The organism is Ruegeria sp. A3M17, from assembly GCF_003318255.1.
Lineage (GTDB): Bacteria > Pseudomonadota > Alphaproteobacteria > Rhodobacterales > Rhodobacteraceae > Ruegeria.
The window spans coordinates 54864-72871 of the sequence record NZ_QOCF01000002.1 but is presented as its reverse complement, the minus strand read 5'-3'; the positions used below and the strand labels follow the sequence as shown (position 1 = coordinate 72871).

At 56.1% G+C, this 18008-nt stretch carries 18 protein-coding genes; 16 read left to right on the top strand and 2 right to left on the bottom strand.

Annotated elements, in window-relative coordinates:
• Nucleotides 1-58: 58 nt before the first annotated feature.
• Nucleotides 59-988, bottom strand: a complete 930-nt coding sequence (locus tag DS906_RS00505) for a tripartite tricarboxylate transporter substrate binding protein (RefSeq protein ID WP_058274540.1) — start codon at nucleotides 986-988, stop codon at nucleotides 59-61.
• 108 nt (nucleotides 989-1096) lie between these two features.
• Between DS906_RS00505 and DS906_RS00500 the strand changes: the two genes are divergently transcribed.
• Both DS906_RS00500 and DS906_RS00495 read left to right on the top strand, forming a co-directional pair.
• Nucleotides 1097-1876: an IclR family transcriptional regulator gene (locus tag DS906_RS00500; protein WP_113788318.1), complete on the top strand. Its 780-nt coding sequence runs from the start codon at nucleotides 1097-1099 to the stop codon at nucleotides 1874-1876.
• A 35-nt stretch (nucleotides 1877-1911) separates the two neighbouring features.
• Entirely contained in the window at nucleotides 1912-3264 is a 1353-nt protein-coding gene (locus tag DS906_RS00495) for an aminotransferase class III-fold pyridoxal phosphate-dependent enzyme (protein ID WP_113788317.1), read from the top strand.
• A gap of 33 nt (nucleotides 3265-3297) precedes the next feature.
• Here the strand turns inward: DS906_RS00495 and hpaR are convergent, their stop codons facing one another.
• Nucleotides 3298-3738 (bottom strand): homoprotocatechuate degradation operon regulator HpaR, encoded by a 441-nt coding sequence (gene hpaR / locus DS906_RS00490; RefSeq protein ID WP_113788316.1) that lies wholly within the window; start codon nucleotides 3736-3738, stop codon nucleotides 3298-3300.
• A 106-nt stretch (nucleotides 3739-3844) separates the two neighbouring features.
• On the opposite strand from hpaR, the gene DS906_RS00485 reads away from it, so the two are divergent.
• From DS906_RS00485 to DS906_RS00420, 14 genes are all read left to right on the top strand, one after another.
• Nucleotides 3845-4243: a 5-carboxymethyl-2-hydroxymuconate Delta-isomerase gene (locus tag DS906_RS00485; protein WP_113788315.1), complete on the top strand. Its 399-nt coding sequence runs from the start codon at nucleotides 3845-3847 to the stop codon at nucleotides 4241-4243.
• Between the two features lie 3 nt (nucleotides 4244-4246).
• On the top strand, nucleotides 4247-5755 hold the full coding sequence (hpaE, locus tag DS906_RS00480) for a 5-carboxymethyl-2-hydroxymuconate semialdehyde dehydrogenase (protein ID WP_113788314.1): 1509 nt from the start codon (nucleotides 4247-4249) through the stop codon (nucleotides 5753-5755).
• 163 nt (nucleotides 5756-5918) lie between these two features.
• The gene (gene hpaD, locus DS906_RS00475; protein WP_113788313.1) at nucleotides 5919-6761 is read left to right on the top strand and encodes a 3,4-dihydroxyphenylacetate 2,3-dioxygenase; all 843 of its coding nucleotides are present in this window, start codon (nucleotides 5919-5921) and stop codon (nucleotides 6759-6761) included.
• A gap of 24 nt (nucleotides 6762-6785) precedes the next feature.
• Nucleotides 6786-8267 (top strand): NAD-dependent succinate-semialdehyde dehydrogenase, encoded by a 1482-nt coding sequence (locus DS906_RS00470; protein ID WP_113788312.1) that lies wholly within the window; start codon nucleotides 6786-6788, stop codon nucleotides 8265-8267.
• Nucleotides 8267-9115 carry a fumarylacetoacetate hydrolase family protein gene (locus DS906_RS00465; protein WP_113788311.1) on the top strand — a complete coding sequence of 283 codons (849 nt, stop codon included), beginning with the start codon at nucleotides 8267-8269 and terminating at the stop codon, nucleotides 9113-9115. Before DS906_RS00470 ends, DS906_RS00465 begins: the two co-directional genes overlap by 1 nt.
• A gap of 2 nt (nucleotides 9116-9117) precedes the next feature.
• A complete protein-coding gene (gene hpaH / locus DS906_RS00460) occupies nucleotides 9118-9918 on the top strand; it encodes a 2-oxo-hept-4-ene-1,7-dioate hydratase (protein ID WP_113788310.1) in 801 nt (266 codons plus the stop codon).
• 11 nt (nucleotides 9919-9929) lie between these two features.
• Entirely contained in the window at nucleotides 9930-10985 is a 1056-nt protein-coding gene (locus DS906_RS00455; RefSeq protein ID WP_113788309.1) for an aldolase/citrate lyase family protein, read from the top strand.
• A gap of 43 nt (nucleotides 10986-11028) precedes the next feature.
• Nucleotides 11029-11757 carry a metallophosphoesterase family protein gene (locus tag DS906_RS00450; RefSeq protein WP_113788308.1) on the top strand — a complete coding sequence of 243 codons (729 nt, stop codon included), beginning with the start codon at nucleotides 11029-11031 and terminating at the stop codon, nucleotides 11755-11757.
• A 522-nt stretch (nucleotides 11758-12279) separates the two neighbouring features.
• Complete coding sequence (locus tag DS906_RS00445) at nucleotides 12280-13230, top strand: MBL fold metallo-hydrolase (protein ID WP_113788307.1); 951 nt, start codon at nucleotides 12280-12282, stop codon at nucleotides 13228-13230.
• A 25-nt stretch (nucleotides 13231-13255) separates the two neighbouring features.
• A complete protein-coding gene (locus tag DS906_RS00440; RefSeq protein WP_113788306.1) occupies nucleotides 13256-14890 on the top strand; it encodes an FAD-dependent oxidoreductase in 1635 nt (544 codons plus the stop codon).
• A complete protein-coding gene (locus tag DS906_RS00435) occupies nucleotides 14887-15078 on the top strand; it encodes a DUF2783 domain-containing protein (RefSeq protein WP_113788305.1) in 192 nt (63 codons plus the stop codon). Before DS906_RS00440 ends, DS906_RS00435 begins: the two co-directional genes overlap by 4 nt.
• Nucleotides 15079-15094: 16 nt before the next feature.
• Nucleotides 15095-16129 carry a TRAP transporter substrate-binding protein gene (locus DS906_RS00430; RefSeq protein ID WP_113788304.1) on the top strand — a complete coding sequence of 345 codons (1035 nt, stop codon included), beginning with the start codon at nucleotides 15095-15097 and terminating at the stop codon, nucleotides 16127-16129.
• 3 nt (nucleotides 16130-16132) lie between these two features.
• On the top strand, nucleotides 16133-16681 hold the full coding sequence (locus DS906_RS00425) for a TRAP transporter small permease (RefSeq protein ID WP_113788303.1): 549 nt from the start codon (nucleotides 16133-16135) through the stop codon (nucleotides 16679-16681).
• A complete protein-coding gene (locus tag DS906_RS00420) occupies nucleotides 16678-17994 on the top strand; it encodes a TRAP transporter large permease (protein ID WP_058278629.1) in 1317 nt (438 codons plus the stop codon). Before DS906_RS00425 ends, DS906_RS00420 begins: the two co-directional genes overlap by 4 nt.
• The last annotated feature ends 14 nt before the right edge of the window (nucleotides 17995-18008 follow it).

The window sequence follows — 18008 nt, the reverse complement described above, 5'->3', positions numbered from 1 at the left end:
ATCGTTTCCTCCCAACCTGAAAGAGGCGTGAGGCAGTGCCCCACGCCCGATCTGGATCTTACTCGCCCAGAATTTCTTCAATCTTAGCGAAAGAGGATTTGTCTTGTTCAATCTGAGCATTGGATGCGTCTGGGTCCTGCCAGTAGATCAAAGCACCGGTTTCCTCGGCAAGCTGCTTGGCCTTGTCCGACTGCACCGCCTTTTGTGCTGCTGCGGTGATTTTTTCGCGTGCCTCGGGTGGAGTATCCTTGTGAACGAACAGGCCGTTCCACAATGCCAGCGGCAGATCCGGGTTAAGCTCGACGATCGTCGGCGTATCGGGGATCAGCGAAATCCGCTCGCCACCAATGCTCGCCAGAATGTTCACGTCATCCAGGCAAGGTAGTACAAGCTGCAACGTGGTGTTGATGACGTCCACGTCACCCGATGCCAGCGTGTTGCAATCCAACGCGTCAAAGGCTGCTTCACTTGCAAAATCAAATCCACTGCTTACAGCAGCAGCAAAGGTGACCTGCGTGGGCGGCAAGACCGAGCCGAAGTGACCAAGCGCCAAATCGTTATCCTTGCCGTGTTCCGCCAGTTCTTCCCAGTTCGAGAACGGTGCATCCTTGCTGGATGCGATTACGAATGGGTAAGTCAGAAAAATACCGATCGGATCAAACGGGTTCGGGTTCAGTTCAGGGATACCGATTTCCGGTCCAATGACGGGAACGCCAATGACGAAAGAGCCGATGGTGTAACCATCCGCCGGGGCGGTGGCGACTTCGACCGCACCTGGGAACGGACCGCCGCCGCCGCCGGGCTTGTTCACGACCGCAGCCGGGACGTCGTACATGGCCTGAAATTCGTCCGCGATCATTCGCGTCAGCACGTCCTCAAGATCGCCCGGAGGCCATGGAACCACGAAGGTTACCGGTTTCTCTGGATACTCTGCCAGTGCAGCGGTTGCTGACGCTACAAATGCGGCGGTTGCTAGAAATTTCTTCATTGACACCTCCCGTTAGTGGTTCATTAAATGAACCTCGTTAACAATAATAATGTTGCGTTGTTAAGTTTATTCTGTCAAGTATAACCTGACCGGGAGGAGGCAAAACACATGGGCACCGCACTTAATGCCTTGAAAATGCTAGAGTACTTTTCAAGCTCTCAGCCGGAAATCGGGCTGAGTCACATTGCGCGCCTGGCTGGTTTGAACAAGGCGACCGCCCTCCGCCACTTACGAGCACTGGAAGAGTTCGGCCTGATCGAGCAGAATCCGCAGACGAAATCATATGCCATCGGACCAGCTGCTCTACGGTTGGCCGCCCTGCGCGAAATTGCCAAACCGGGCCTTGATGGTGCACGCCAGAAAATGCAGGCAGCGATGCATGAGGTTGGCGAGAGCCTGCACCTTACTCTGCTTGAAAAAGACACTCTGCAAACCGCGCTGGTGGTTGAAACCACGCAGCACAGCGTTCGCGTAAGTCTCGACCCTAGCGAAATTATTCCGGTCAACGCGACTGCTTCGGGATTATGTATGCTGAGCTTCGGTCCCGCATTCCTTCTGGAACGCTTGGAATCCGACACACTCACCCGATTTACCGAGGCAACAATGACGGACCCAAAAATTATTCGTGACCGCGTTACACAAATCGGCCGGGCGGGCTGGACCAACAGCAACGGCAGCTTTGAAGATGGCGTTTTCGGATATGCGGCGCCTATCTTCGGCATTGATCAGATCGCGATTGGAACTATTGCGATTGCCGTTCCCGAAATTCGTGCAACCAGCGCGCGACAGCCGCTGATTTTGGCCTCACTCCACACCCTTTCGAAAGAACTGACCGCAAACTTTGGCGGCCAGATGCCCGAAACTTTTCCAACCGAATTCCACCCATGATTGACGGGCGGACTTAATCTCCGGAGACACGCTACATGAAAGACTCCAACTTTCTGAAGGAAAACAACGCCCGACATTTCTGGCAACCAATGGCGCACCCGGCGGACAGCCAGAAAAACCCGCCGACCATTCTGACCGGCGGTGAAGGGGTCAGTATCATTGATGTAGATGGCCACAAGGCGCTGGATGCAGTAGGTGGCTTGTGGAACGTCAATCTAGGCTACTCCTGTGATCCTGTGAAGCAGGCCATCACCGATCAGCTGAACGCGCTGCCCTATTATTCAACCTTTCGCGGCACCAGCAACGACAAGGCGATCGAACTGTCCTATGAGCTGGCTCAGTTCTTTGCGCCTGACGGATTGACCCGTGCATTCTTTACTTCGGGTGGATCGGATTCGGTTGAGATCGCGCTGAAACTGGCGCGCCAGTATCACAAATTACGCGGCGAGGCTGGCCGCACCAAATTCATCAGCCTGAAACAGGGTTATCACGGCACCCACTTCGCGGCTGCCTCGGTCAATGGCAATCAAAAGTTCCGCGCGGCTTATGAGCCGATGATGCCGGGCTGTTTCCACGTGCCCGCACCCTGGACCTATCGCAATCCGTTCGATGAGGCGGACCCTGAGCGTCTCGCGCAGCTTTGCGTAAAAGCGCTGGAGGCCGAAATTGCATTCCAGGGTGCAAACACCGTCGCCGCATTCATCATGGAGCCAATCTTGGGCGCAGGTGGAGTGATCCCGCCGCACAAAAGCTTTATGCCCATGGTGCGTGAAGTCTGCTCGAAGAACGGAATTCTGCTGATTTCGGACGAGATCATTACTGCCTTTGGGCGTACAGGCAGCGAAAGTGGCGCGCGACATTGGGGGGTGCAGCCCGATATCATGACAACGGCCAAGGCCATCACAAATGGCTATTTCCCATTCGGCGCGGCAATGATCTCTGGCGCAGTTGCGGAGGTTTTCGAAAGCGACACTACCGGCAGAGCTTCTGTCGATCAGGGCTACACCTATTCCGGGCACCCGGTTGGCGCGGCCGCAGCCTTGGCCACGCTGGCCGAGATCAACCGCCTGCGGGTATGGGAAAACGCAGCTGCACGGGGGGATGAGTTGTTTGCCGGGTTGAAAAAACTGGCCGACAAATACGACGTAGTCGGTGACGTGCGAGGGGGTGAAGGCCTGATGTGTGCGCTCGAGCTGGTTTCGGACCGTGCGACCAAGGCACCAATTGCCAAACATCTTCCGCTGCAGGTTCAAAAAGCGACTTATGAAGATAGCGTGATGGTCCGTGTATCTGGAAACAACATCATATTGTCTCCGCCGCTGGTCATCACGCCTGATGACGTAGCCAAGATCCTGTCAGCCCTGGATACAGGACTAGCGAGTCTGTAGTGATCACGCTGGCCCCGGCCTTCAAGGTCGGGGTCAAACCTTTACGGCCTGCAATTCCTCAAGTAGATCCAGCAGGTTGTCGATTTTTTCCTGTCCCATTTGTGCCTCGATTGTATTGTGAATCGCCAGCGAGGTCGCAAGGTTCTCTTCAAGAATTTGACGCCCCTCATCGGTGATCTTCACCATGGTGCGACGCTTATCCGTGCTGCCCTGACGGCGGGATATCTGCCCATCACTCTCCATCGTGCGTAGAATTCGCGTCAGGCTGGGCAGCAAAAGGCAGGCCTCATTTGCAATAGCGCTTTGTTCCACTTCGCCCATTTCGTCCAGAACACGAAGGATACGCCACTTTTGCTCGGTCAGCTGTATCCCCTGTAGCATATCCCGAATTGGGGCCATAACGGTTTCGCGTGCGCGCAGCAGGGCAATCGGAAGAGCGCGAGAGGTTCTCGTGGTATGGCTTTGTCGGTTCATTCCAGCCTTCTAGAACGCCATTTCAGGAATTGCAAAGATTAACAAAGCAAGTTCTTGACGGTTGCGATACATTTTACTAAACATGTTAAGTAGTAAAGGAGAGGTCATGCCACACTTCCACGTCGAATACTCCGGCAATCTGGACGATCGGGTCGACATCGGTGGCTTGTGCGAATGCATACGAGACACCGCTGCGGGGATTGAGGCTTTTCCAATGCCGGGAATTCGCGTCCGCGCCACGCGTGTTGACTATTTTGCCATTGCGGATGGAGATCCCAAGCATGGCTTTGTGGACATCTCAATCCGCCTGCGCGCTGGCCGTCCTGACGACGTTAAGAAGGACGTAACACACCGTATCTTTGACGCGGTTGAGGCGTATCTGGAACCGGCCTTCTCGAAACACTCTATCGCGCTTTCGCTAGAGATGCGTGACATCGACCCAGACCTTTCGCCCAAGACCGGCACAATCCGGAATCATTTGGCTGCGACAAAGCAGGAGACCTGACGCATGAGCGTACTGGATACGAATATCGAGAAACTGGCAGGCTTTCTGGCCCGGTTCAAAGAAACGGGCATCAAGAACCGTATCGCAGGCGTAGACCGGGATGGCGCAGCGGGCGTTTTCCAATCCACCTCTCCGGTGGACAAATCAGTAATCTGCGACGTTGCGCACGGTACGTCCGACGATATCGACGCGGCGGTCAAAGCGGCCCATGCTGCCTTTACTGAATGGCGCGACATGCCCGCCACCGAACGCCGCCGGATCCTGCTAAACGTTGCCGACGCCATCGAAGCCCGGGCCGAAGAAATTGCGCTGTGTGAATGTTGGGATACGGGCCAAACATTGCGGTTCATGTCCAAGGCCGCGCTGCGCGGTGCAGAGAATTTTCGCTACTTTGCGGATCAAGTCGTGCAGGCTCGCGACGGGCAACACCTGAAATCGCCGACGTTGATGAATATCACCACTCGTGTACCTATTGGCCCAGTTGGTGTGATCACTCCGTGGAACACGCCCTTCATGCTGTCGACTTGGAAAATCGCGCCCGCTCTGGCCGCGGGCTGCACCGTGGTCCACAAACCAGCCGAAGATTCACCTTTGTCTGCCCGCCTGTTGGTGGAAATTGCCGAAGAGGCGGGTTTGCCCAAGGGCGTGCTGAATACTGTGAACGGGTTTGGCCCTGATGCCGGTAAGGCGCTGACAGAGCACCCCTTGATCAAAGCCATCGCTTTTGTCGGAGAAAGCAGGACAGGCAGCATCATCACAAAGCAGGGTGCCGATACGCTCAAGCGGATGCACCTGGAACTGGGCGGCAAGAACCCCGTTATCGTGTTTGATGACGCCGATCTGGACCGGGCTCTGGATGCGGTAATTTTCATGATCTACTCGATCAACGGTGAGCGCTGCACCTCGTCCTCGCGGCTGCTGGTGCAGGACACTATCAAGGAGGAGTTCGAGGCCAAACTGGTCGAGCGTGTGAACAACATCAAGGTCGGGCACCCCCTGGACCCTGCGATCGAGATCGGCCCGCTGGTCACTGAGGAGCATTACAACAAGGTGACCTCATACTTTGACATCGCAAAAGAGGATGGTGCGACCGTCGCGGCCGGTGGCGTCAAGGTTGGTGATGACGGATATTTCGTACGCCCGACATTGTTTACCAATGCCAACAACGACATGCGCATCGCACGAGAGGAAATATTTGGCCCCGTGCTAACTTCCATTCCATTCTCGACCGAAGAAGAAGCGCTGCATATCGCCAATGACACGCCCTATGGGTTAACCGGCTATGTCTGGACCAACGACCTTACACGCGCCCTGCGCTTTACCGATAAGTTGGAAGCTGGGATGATCTGGGTGAACTCGGAAAATGTTCGCCACCTACCCACACCGTTTGGCGGGGTTAAGGCGTCGGGTATCGGCCGCGATGGCGGTGATTGGAGCTTTGAGTTCTATATGGAGCAGAAACACGTGGGCTTTGCCACTGGTCAGCACAAGATCATGCAGTTGGGAAAGTAAACCCTTTCGAGCGGTGTCCGGACAAGGTGCCGCCCGAAAAAAGTTAGGATACGCGCGCGCATCTATGGTCCAAGACCTCTCCGAGGATCGGGCCAAACGACGTCTGGTCGTCCGCTCTCCCTTCGAAGCGGTCAGACGCCACCTTTAATGAGGAGGAACTGTCATGGGAAAGATTGTACAGGCTGCTAAGATCACACATGTGCCGAGCATCTGGATGTCCCACACGATGCCGAAATACAAAGGTATTCGGCAACCTGCGATAGATGGCTACGCACATCTACGTCAGGACGCGATAGATCGCGAAGTCGACACGTTCATCATATTCGATACTCATTGGATCACCAATCAGGGCTTTCACCTGAACACAAAGGAGCGCCACAAGGGCCGCTTTATCAGCCATGAACTGCCGCACATGCTGGCGGATATGGAGTTCGATTATCGCGGTGATCACGAACTTGGTGAAACAATCCTCGACGTTCTGAGAGAGCGTGGGGAAAGGGCCCTGGGTCATTCGCATCCCGACATGGGAATGGAATACGGTACCCTTTTGCCGATGTATTTCATAAATGACGGTGTGAATGCCCGGGTGCTGCCGGTTGCGGTCAACCAGTTCTCGTCCATCGCCGAGAACCGCGTTTGGGGCGAAGCCATCGCCGAAGGTATCCGGCGTTCGAACCGCAATGTTTCGATTCTGGCCTCCGGGTCTCTAAGTCATGACTTCACGCCGAATGAGCGCTCGGTCGAAGGTCTGAACGCAGTGAATGGCGAGTTCAACCGCCAGATGGATATGCGCGTTCTTGAATTGTGGGAGCAGGGCCGCTTTGAAGAGTTCCTGGAGCTTCTGCCCGACTACGCCCAAAAATGTACGGGCGAGTGTGCAATGAACGACACCGCTCTGCTGTTCGGTGCGTTGGGATGGGGCAGTTACAAAGGCGAGATCGACATATACACCCCCTATTTCGGAAGTTCCGGAACAGGTCAGGCAAATATCAGCTTTTCGGTCTGAGGCCGAGACACAGGAAACCTGCAAATGACAGACTTACGTCTCAACGACCCCACGTTGCTTGTCGAAGCGGCGCGGGTAGGGTCCAGATGGGTCGGCGTTACTGAGGTATCGACCTCTTTAGATGTGACCAACCCGGCCACTGGTGAATTAATCGGACGAGTTCCCAATCTTGGGGCTGTTGAAACTGCCGAGGCAATCGCCGAAGCGGGGTTTGCTCAAAAGAAGTGGGCCAAACGCACCGCGAAGGACCGCAGCCAAATCCTGCGCCGCTGGTATGAGCTGATGATCAAGAACCAGGGCGATCTTGGCGCTATCCTAACCGCCGAGCAGGGCAAGCCGCTGGCTGAGGCCAAGGGTGAAATCGCTTATGGCGCCAGCTTCATCGAATGGTTTGCCGAAGAGGCCCGTCGTGCCTATGGCGACGTCACCCCCGGCCACGCGCCGGACAAACGGATCATCACCGTCAAGCAACCAATCGGGGTTGTCGCGGCGATCACGCCGTGGAATTTTCCCAATGCTATGATCACGCGAAAGGCAGGACCAGCACTGGCGGCAGGCTGTTCCATGGTGCTCAAGCCTGCAAGCCAGACGCCGTTCTCGGCTATCGCGCTGGCGGTTCTGGCCGAACGGGCGGGGTTGCCTGCGGGATTGTTCTCGGTCATCACTGGATCAGCGCGCGCCATCGGAGGTGAGATGACCTCGAGCAAAATCGTGCAGAAACTGACCTTTACCGGGTCCACCGAAATCGGCGCGATGCTTTATGCGCAATGCGCACCGACGATCAAGAAACTGGGTTTGGAATTGGGCGGCAACGCGCCGTTCATCGTATTTGACGACGCCGATCTGGACGCCGCTGTCGAAGGGGCAATAATCGCCAAATTCCGGAACAACGGCCAGACCTGCGTCTGTGCCAACCGTATCTATGTGCAGGTTGGGGTCTACGACGCATTCGCCGAAAAACTGGCCGCCAAGGTCGCAAACCTACCGACAGGAAACGGCTTTGACGAAGGCACCGTCTTTGGCCCACTAATCGATCAAGCCGCAGTCGCGAAAGTGTCTGAGCATATCAAAGACGCAACCGCCAAAGGTGCAACAGTTACACTGGGCGGCAAACCGCACGCCCTTGGCGGCACATTCTTCGAGCCAACCATCCTGACTGGCGTGACCGCAGGCATGGCCGTGGCGACCGAGGAAACCTTCGGCCCAGTCGCGCCTTTGTTCAAATTCGACAGGGAAAGCGAAGTTATCGCGGCCGCCAATGATACCGAATTCGGCCTCGCTTCGTATTTCTATTCCCGCGACATGGCCCGTGTCTGGCGCGTGTCAGAAGCATTGGAATATGGCATGGTTGGCATCAACACCGGCCTGATCTCAACTGCCGAAGCGCCCTTTGGCGGCGTTAAGATGTCAGGTCTGGGGCGCGAGGGGTCGCGCCATGGGCTGGATGACTTCATGGAACTCAAATACTTGTGCATGGGTGGCATTGACGCCGCCGAGGAGGCCTGATGCGTTTTGCAACTTTCACCGCAAACGGAGCAACTTTTTTCGGCGCGATCACCAATGACGGTGCAATTGCGCTGAACGACGCCTTTCCCGATCAGGCCAGCCTATACGAGGTGATCGCCGCGGGCGCGTTTGAAAAGTTGACCGAGGCCGCGGCAGGCCGCGAAGTGACCCACAAGGAATTCACTTACGAAATGGTATTGCCGGATGTCCGGCGCATCCTCTGCGTCGGAGTGAACTTTCCCGACCGCAACGCGGAATACAAAGACGGCAGCGAACAGCCGAAATACATGTCGTTGTTTCCGCGCTTTGCCAGCGGTTTCACCGGGCACGACCGCCCGTTGATCCGTCCTCCGGAGAACCACACGCTGGATTACGAGGGCGAGGTCGTTATCGTGATTGGTAAATCCGGTCGGCGAATTTCGCAGGAAGATGCCTATGACCACATCGCGGCCCTGACCTTGTGTAACGAAGGCACAATCCGCGACTGGGTCCGCCATGCCAAGTTCAACGTCACACAAGGAAAGAACTGGGACAATTCCGGTGCTATCGGCCCGTGGCTGGTGCCATTCACCAACGCGGCCCAGTTGGACGATGCCCGTATTCAAACCCATGTGAATGGTGAGTTGCGCCAGGACGATACGCTGAATCGCATGATGTTCCCGATAAGGCGCGAGATCGAATATATTTCGACCTTCATGACGCTTTTGCCCGGTGACATCATCGTCACCGGCACCCCGACGGGTGCGGGCGCGCGGTTTGATCCACCGAAATACCTGGCACCGGGTGACGTAGTGGAAATCTCAGTCGAGGGCATTGGAACGCTGCGCAACACAGTCGAGGACGAATAGGTATGACCCCCGAAGATCATGCCCGTGCCGCAGCCGACTTATTGCAGGCTGAATGCTCGCACGAACAAATTGGCCTTTTGACACTGCGCCATCCCGAAATGGGAATGAGCGACGCCTATGAGGTGCAGAACGCCATTTATCGACAAAAATTGGCCGAAGGGCGCAAGGTGATCGGCTGGAAAATCGGGTTGACCTCGAAAGCGATGCAATATGCGCTGAATATCGATATTCCCGACAGCGGAATTTTGTTCGATGATATGAAGTTCGATCACGGCGGAACCGTTCCTGCGGGCCGGTTTATCCAGCCCCGGATCGAGGCTGAGATTGCTTTTGTTATGAAATCTGCGGTAGGCGGAGAGAACGTCACCCGTGACGACATCATTGCCGCCACGGATTACGTCGCACCTTCGATTGAAATCCTCGACACGCGTATTCAGCGTGTCGACCCAGCGACCGGACAAATGCGTACCGTCTATGACACAATCAGCGACAACGCCGCCAATGCGGGCATCGTGTTGGGCCCTGAGCGTCACGCGATAGATGCATTTGATTTGCGTTGGGTCGGGGCACTGACTTTCCGCAATGGTGAGATCGAGGAAACCGGTCTGGGCGCGGGTGTTCTGAACGACCCGGTCGAAAGCGTCGTCTGGCTGGCCCGCCGCATGGCGCAGTACGACCAAAGCATAGAACCGGGCCAGGTGATCTTGTCTGGCAGCTTTATTCGACCCGTCGAATGCCCGCCGAGCAACGAAATCCATGCTGATTTCGGGCTGTTTGGCTCGGTCGATATCAACTTTGCCTAAAGGAGGCCAGGATGCCTGCGCCACTAAACGCTTTCAAGGCCGCGCTGCAGGCTGGTCGGCCACAGGTCGGCTGCTGGATTGGAATGGCAGACACCTATGCCGCCGAAATCGCAGCCACCTCCCAGTTCGACTGGTTGCTTGTTGACGGGGAACACGCCCCAAACGATCTTCGCTCTATCCTGGAACAGGTGCGGGTCATCGAAGGAAGCGGCAGCCAACCTGTCGCACGTTTGCCGATCGGCGAAACCTGGATGATCAAGCAATACCTCGATGCCGGCGTTCAGAATATTCTGGTGCCGATGGTCGAAAGCGGAGATCAGGCGCGGGATTTGGTGCGGGCTGTGCGATACCCGCCCCACGGAGTTCGGGGCGTGGGTTCAGCGTTGGCCAGGGCCTCGCGCTTTGCGGCGATCCCGGACTATCTGAAAACAGCGGATGAACAGATCTGCCTGCTCGTTCAGGTTGAAAACCGCGCCGGGTTAGAGGCACTAGACGATATTCTTGCCTCTGATGTTGATGGGGTCTTTCTCGGTCCCTCCGATCTGGCCGCTGACATGGGCCATATCGGTGATGCTGGTCATACAGAAGTGGTAGAGGCCGTTTTGGACGCGATTACTCGGGTTGTCGCAGCAGGCAAATCTGCCGGGATACTAACACTCGATCCGGCCATGCAGCGTAAATGTCTGGATCTGGGCGCAACCTTTCTTGCCACAAACATCGACGTTACTTTGTTCGCGCAGGCGGTGCGCCGGGCCGCCGATGAGGCCTTGGCGTTGCTACCTGACCAAAGCGTCTCGGGTGTTGCCCAAACGGAAGCGGCCAGCAAGTACTTGCAGCAATTGTGCAAGCACTGGTCCCACAAGGCCCAGGTGGCTTTTGACGACAACCAGGGTCGCGTGGAATTTCCGGGTGGAAACCGGCTGACCTTGGTCGCAGGTGAAACCAGCCTTTCGCTGACGGCCGACACCGGCCCTCGCGGAGATCTGGGCCGCTGGCAGGAAGTCATCGAAGCGCATCTGGTACGGTTTGCTTTTCGCGAAGACTTCAGCATTGACTGGGTGGACTGATCCCAAATCAGCTACCGCCTGACGACGACGACAAGGAACACTCATGTCAGATCCGGTTTATGCAATTGGCGATATCCATGGCCAACTGGGGATGCTTGAAGACGCACTGGACCGGATCGAACGGGATGGAGGACCAGACGCCAAGATCGTGTTTCTTGGTGATTATACGGACCGGGGTGCGCAAAGTTGCGGGGTTTTGGATCTGCTGGTCCGAGGGAACGCCGACGGTAAGAACTGGGTCTTTCTACGTGGCAATCATGACCAGATGTGCGCAATGTTTCTGGAGGACTATCCGCGCAATGATGCACGCCTGCTAGTCGGGTATCACTGGCTTCATCCTCGGATCGGCGGTATCGAAACGCTGCAGTCCTATGGGGTTGAAGCCACCAATGTGGACAGAATCTATCAAGTTCACGCCAAGGCCAAGAAGGCCTTCCCTCAGGCTCATATCGATTTTCTGAACGGGCTAAAGACGTTCCATCTGGACGGCGCATTGCTGTTCGTGCACGCAGGTATTCGACCCGGGGTGAAACTGGATCAGCAAGACCATGACGATCTTGTATGGATTCGTGACGAATTCCTGAACCATAAAGACCCATATCCATGGTTAGTTGTCCACGGCCACAGCCACGTGGCCGCACCTGAACATCATGGAAACCGTATCAATCTGGATACAGGAGCAGGCTATGGCCACGCCCTGACCGCCGCCGTGTTCGAAGGCACCAAGTGTTGGGAACTGGATGCTGGTGGGCGTAGACTTGTGACTCACTGAGACAGCCTCTGGCTTACATGGCGCGAAAACGTAGCGTCGCCGATGTCGTTTCTTTTTCAAGAGCTTCCCAACCTTGATCGCCGTCAGCAGATTCTGTCGCAGGAACTTGGCCGCGACGATTGGAAATCCAGAAAAAATCAAATTGCTCCGCCTACACGGCGCCATGTGGAAACTGAGAGAGACCGGACGTGAATCGACGCTTGCGGGTCATGTTGACCATTTCGATCCGATACAACGTGGAAGCCATTAGCGCTAAGCCTTGAACCACCCCATTGGGTCTATCAGGCGCTTAATGGAACAGTAGTTCTTTACGGCGGTCGACATGATTGGCTGCAAAATAGCTGGAATGGACAACATTTTTCTACGCCGGCAACTTCGCAAAATCTTCGAATGCACTCAGCAACAATAGTTCAAACACGTAACTCCAAAGGAAACGGCATTGACTTTAGTTTCATATGTAACGATATTCGTTGCAAATGAAACAAAACGAGTCACGCGAGCGACATACTTCGGGAGAACACAATGGCTAAGGCATTCGCATCTCAGGGAGATTTGGGTGAAAAGACGATTAGCTTCACCGAAGTGGGTGAAGGGCTCTGGGCCTTTACTGCTGAAGGTGATCCCAATTCCGGCGTGATCATCGGCGATGATAGTGTCATGATTGTTGAGGCGCAGGCCACGCCACGTCTGGCTGGCAAGGTAATTGAGAAAGTCAGAGAAGTTACCGACAAACCGATCGCGCATCTGGCGCTAACTCACTATCACGCGGTTCGTGTTCTGGGCGCTTCAGCATATGGCGCAGATCAGGTTCTCATGTCCGAAACAACCCGAGCGCAGGTTGTCGAACGCGGTCAGGAAGATTGGGACAGTGAGTTTCAGCGTTTTCCACGTCTGTTCGAAGGCCATGAAAGCATTCCCGGACTGACCTGGCCCACCACGACCTTCAAGGATCGCATGAGCGTCTACCTCGGCAACCGACGCGTCGATCTTATGCATCTTGGTCGCGCTCATACTGCCGGGGACATCGTCATTCACGTCCCCGACCAGAACGTCATGTTTACCGGTGACATCGTCGAGTACCACTCTGCCTGCTATTGCGGCGACGGCCATTTCAACGATTGGGGTGGTACTCTGGACAATATCGCAGCATTTGACGTCGATGCTATTGCGCCCGGCCGCGGTGATGCTTTGCTGGGAAAAGACATGGTTGAAGCAGCAATCGAGTCCACCCGGGATTTTGTCGAAAGCACCTATCGCCCGGCCGCTCGTGTCGCCGCTAGCGGCGGCAGCCTAAAAGATGCCTGGGACGCTGTACGTAACGCGTGCGACCCGAAATTCGCTGATTACGCGATCTACGAACACTGCCTGCCGTTCAATGTTGCGCGCGCCTATGACGAAGCCCGCGGCATCGACACGCCACGTATCTGGACGGCGCAGCGGGATCTGGAAATGTGGGAGCAACTGCAAGGCTGAACGCCTGAAGGGAGGGGATTTTCCAATGTTTGATGACCGTTACACGCTCGCCTACAAGAGCTACCCATACGAGAAATCACCCGATCAGGATACTGATGCGCCGGTGCGTCACCCGGTTGTGGTCATGGGCGGCGGGCCGATCGGAGTGGCGACCGCGCTGGACCTCGGCCGCCAGGGTATTCCTGTGGTTGTGCTTGATGATCATGAGGGGATCGGCATGGGCAGTCGGGCGATTTGTTTCGCAAAGCGCTGTCTGGAAGTGGCCGACCGCTATGGCTGCGGCGAACCAATGCTCAAAAAAGGCGTTGTCTGGAACCTCGGTAAGGTATTCCATCGCGATGACAAGGTGTTCGAATTTAACCTGCTGCCGGAAGACGGACATAAATACCCCGCCTTCATCAATCTACAGCAGCCATATTTCGAGCAATACATGATCGATCGCCTGCGCGAGCTGCAGGACAAGGGTGCCCCGATCCAGTTGCGTGGCAAGAACCGTGTGGACGCGATCGAAGTACACGACGATCACGTCACCCTGAAGGTGATGACACCGGATGGGCCTTACACGCTTGAAACAGACTGGCTTGTCGGTTGCGACGGTGCCAATTCACCATTGCGCGGGATGCTTGATCTCGATTTCAGCGGTCGCGTCTTTCAGGACAGCTTCCTGATCGCCGATATCAAATTGAAAGGCGATCTTAACTTCCCCACCGAACGCTGGTTCTGGTTTGAACCGACCCACGGCTCTGGCGCCTCAGCTTTGTTGCACAAGCAACCTGATGATGTCTGGCGGATCGACTTCCAGATCGGCTGGGATGTTGACCGCAAAGAAGAACTTAAAGAAGAGAATATCCGTCGCCGTTTGGATGCGATGCTGGGGGATGTGGACTATGAAATGGTCTGGTCCTCTATCTACACCTTCCAGTGCAAGCGAATGGACAGTTTCCGCTCGGGGCGGGTGTTTTTTGCTGGTGATGCGGCGCACCAGGTCTCGCCCTTTGGTGCGCGTGGTGCCAATTCCGGCATGCAGGACGTGGACAATCTTGGCTGGAAGCTAGGGCTGGTTATTCAAGGCAAAGCGCCTCAGAGACTGCTTGATACCTACGATACCGAACGGGTTCATGGCGCAGACGAAAACATCCTGAATTCTACACGGTCCACCGATTTCATCACGCCGAAATCAGAAACCAGCCGGATATTTCGCGACGCTGTGCTCAGCCTGAGCGGAACGTATGAGTTCGCACGACCGATGGTCAACTCTGGTCGGCTGTCGGTTCCCTGCGTCTACAGTGAATCCTGCCTAAATTCGGCCGACGCGCTGTCAGGCGGCCCCGAAAGGACGCAGCCCGGCGCCCCCTGCCCCGATGCACCGCTGGGCGATGAATACCTGTTGTCGAAGCTGGGCGATGAGTTCATCCTTTTGACAATCGATGCAGAAGCACCTGAAATTCTGGAAGAGGACGGGATCACGGCACGCCGCTTCGCTCTTTCGACCCGCGACGACCCGACCGGTCAGCTCAGGAAGCGCTATCTCGGCGAAGCCAGTTCGGCGGTCTACCTAATCCGCCCAGATCAGCATGTCGCTGCCCGCCGAGCGGAATACAACGAAACCCTGATGCGCACCGCCTTGCGCCGTGCGGCCGGTAAGGAAGTAAGCCAATGAGCGATCTGACCCTGACACCGAATATCGACCGAACCGACGACTTCTACGCCGACCTGCTGGCAACGCATGAAGGCAAGACCAAGGCCGAGAGCGATATAATCAACGCAAGGTTAATTCTGATCCTGGCTAACCACATAGGCGACCGGAACGTCCTGAGCCAGGCGCTCAATGCCGCCGACATCACATAATCCAAGGGAGGATACCATGAATATCAAACTGAAGGGCAACACCCTGCTGCTCGCCGGCATTGCAACCGCTGCAATGTCTATCGCAACGACTACCGTGGCAGAGACCAAACTGGCGCTTTCGAGCTGGCTGCCGCCGCGCCATCCGATCGTAGTCGAGGCAATCAAACCCTGGGCCAAGCAAGTGGAGGAAGTCACCGATGGCCGTGTGACTGTACGTGTGCTTGCAAAGCCCATGGGCCCGCCCCCGGCACATTACGACATGGCTGCTGAAGGTATCGCTGACATCACCTATGGCTTGCATTCCTTTACCACAGATGACCGTTTCACCCGCTCTCGGATCGGTCAGTTCTCGTTCATTGGTGACGATGCCGTTGCTGGTTCCAAAGCATTCTGGAATGTCTATTCCGGCCCGCTGGAGGCGCAGAAAGAACATGAGGGCACCAAGCTTCTGGGGCTCTTCGTGCATGGCCCCGGCATGTTGCACAACAATGTTCGTAAGATCGAAAAGACAGACGATTTCTCGGGTCTCAAGATCCGCGTTCCTGGTGGCTACATCTCAGACCTGATGTCTGGTCTCGGCTCCACAACGCTCTTCATGTCTTCGGGTGAGGTGTATGAAAAGCTTTCGCGCGGCGTAATCGATGGCGTGACGTTCCCCTACGATGCTCTGGCTGCGTTCAAGCTGACCGAGGACGTCAAGTACACGATGCAAGTCCCCGGCGGCATCTACAACACCACTTGGTTCATGGTCATGAACGAAGACAAATGGAACGAGATCTCTGAAGAGGATCAGGCAGCCATCGAGGCGATTTCCGGTGAAGCCTTTGCCGCACTTGTTGGCGAAGCTTGGGTCGGCGCAGACGAGAAAGGCAGCGCCGCGGCCGAAAAGGCCGGGATCGAAATCTACGAAGCGCCAGGCGAAGTCGTTGATGCGATCAAATCACAGGCAGCAGATGCAGAAACAGCGTGGTCCGAAGCCATCTCGGCGGACGGCTACGACGGCACGGCGGCACTGGAAGAAATGCGCAAACAAGCTGGCGTGGACTTCTGATCCATGGAGCGGCTTCGCCATCGTTTCCCCGACCAGCCCCCTGATGAGGGGCTGGACATCGGGTTGCTGCTCGACAGATCTCTGGGTGTCGGGGCCGCACTGATCCTGTTCAGCCTCGTCCTCATCACCTGTGTCGATGTGGTTGGGCGTTACCTGTTCAACGCACCGCTTTCCGGCGCCTTTGAACTCACTGAAATACTCCTGGCAGCGCTTGTTTTCCTGGCCTTACCACTGACGACAGAGCGCCGCGAACATGTCGAGGTCGACCTGCTGAATCTGGCGCTTGGACGCAAAACGCAACGTCTTTTGTCTGCGTTTGCAGGCCTGTTCTCTGCGGCCCTGTTGGCCACCTTTGCCTGGCGGCTTTTCACCCATGCGGCCAAGGCCGCCCATGACGGCGCGGTGACCAACGCGCTGGAGATTCCACTGGCGCCATTCGGCTATCTGGCTGGGGTCTCCTGCATGATTTCGGCGTTCATCGCATTCCTGCGCGGACTACAACCGCCCATCGAACACGACACCGATCAAGATCACCTAGAGGGCGCCCCATGATTGAATCACTGATCGGCTTTGCGATCCTTCTGGGACTTATTCTACTGCGCGTGCCCATCGCCTTCGCAATGGCGGCCGTAGGCGGCTTTGGATTTGCCTATATGCGTGGTTGGGAGCCTGCCTGGGCTATGACAGGGCAAGTGGCCTTTGACACTTCTTTGTCTTACTCCCTTTCGGTCATCCCCCTGTTCATCTTCATGGGCAACGTGTTGGCCGGCTCAGGCGTGGCACACGGGCTGTTTGCCGGTGCCGATCGGCTTTTTGGCAGGCTGCGCGGCGGACTTGCCATGGCTTCGGTCTTTTCTTGCGGCGGGTTCTCTGCGGTGTGTGGCTCGTCCTTGGCCACTGCTGCCACGATGTCAAAAGTTGCCATGCCTTCAATGCGTCGTTTTGGCTATGATGACCGGCTGGCGACAGGCTCTATCGCCGCGGGTGGGACACTGGGCATTTTGATCCCGCCGTCGGTGATCCTGATCATCTACGGCCTGCTGACCGAAACCAATATTGCCAAGCTTTTTATCGCGGGAATTGTGCCAGGTATCATTGGTGTGCTGTTTTATCTTGGCGCGGTCATGGTTGCGGTACGGTTGAACCCTTCTCTGGCTCCGGAGGAGGAAAACACCGAACCGATGAGCCGGGCTGACGTCATAGGCGTCATCTGTGTGCTGGGCCTTTTTCTCTTCATCATGGTTGGCATTTATGGCGGCTTCTTCACACCAACTGAGGCGGCCGGAATGGGTGCAGGTGCTTCGATCCTGATCGCCATTGCTCTCAGGACGATGACCTGGCGCAGCTTTTTCGCAGCTACGCTGGATTCGATCCGGGCTACTGCCATGATCTTTGCTGTGATCATAGGTGCCGAGCTGTTCACCAACTTCATAAACTACGCCGGACTGCCGGATGCCCTATCAGGCTTTGTTGTCGACAATGAATTGCCTGTCTGGGCAGTCATCGTGTTCATCATGCTGACCTACATGGTGCTTGGTTGTGTGCTTGAAAGCCTGTCGATGATCTTGCTAACAGTGCCGGTCTTTTACCCGCTGATGTTTGAGCTTGAGTTTGCCAATGAACTCCTGCTCGATCCCGAAAACGCCCTGATCTGGTTCGCCATTGTCGTTGTTGTGGCCACTGAAATTAGCCTGATCACACCCCCGGTCGGTATGAATGTCTTCGTGCTAAAGGGCGTGTTGCAAGATGTCTCACTTGGAACGATCTTTCGCGGCGTACTGCCATTCTGGATCGCAGACATCCTGCGGCTGACCCTGCTCATCCTTGTACCCTCCCTGTCACTCTGGCTGGTGGGGTTGATGTGACCGCCTGAGGCGAC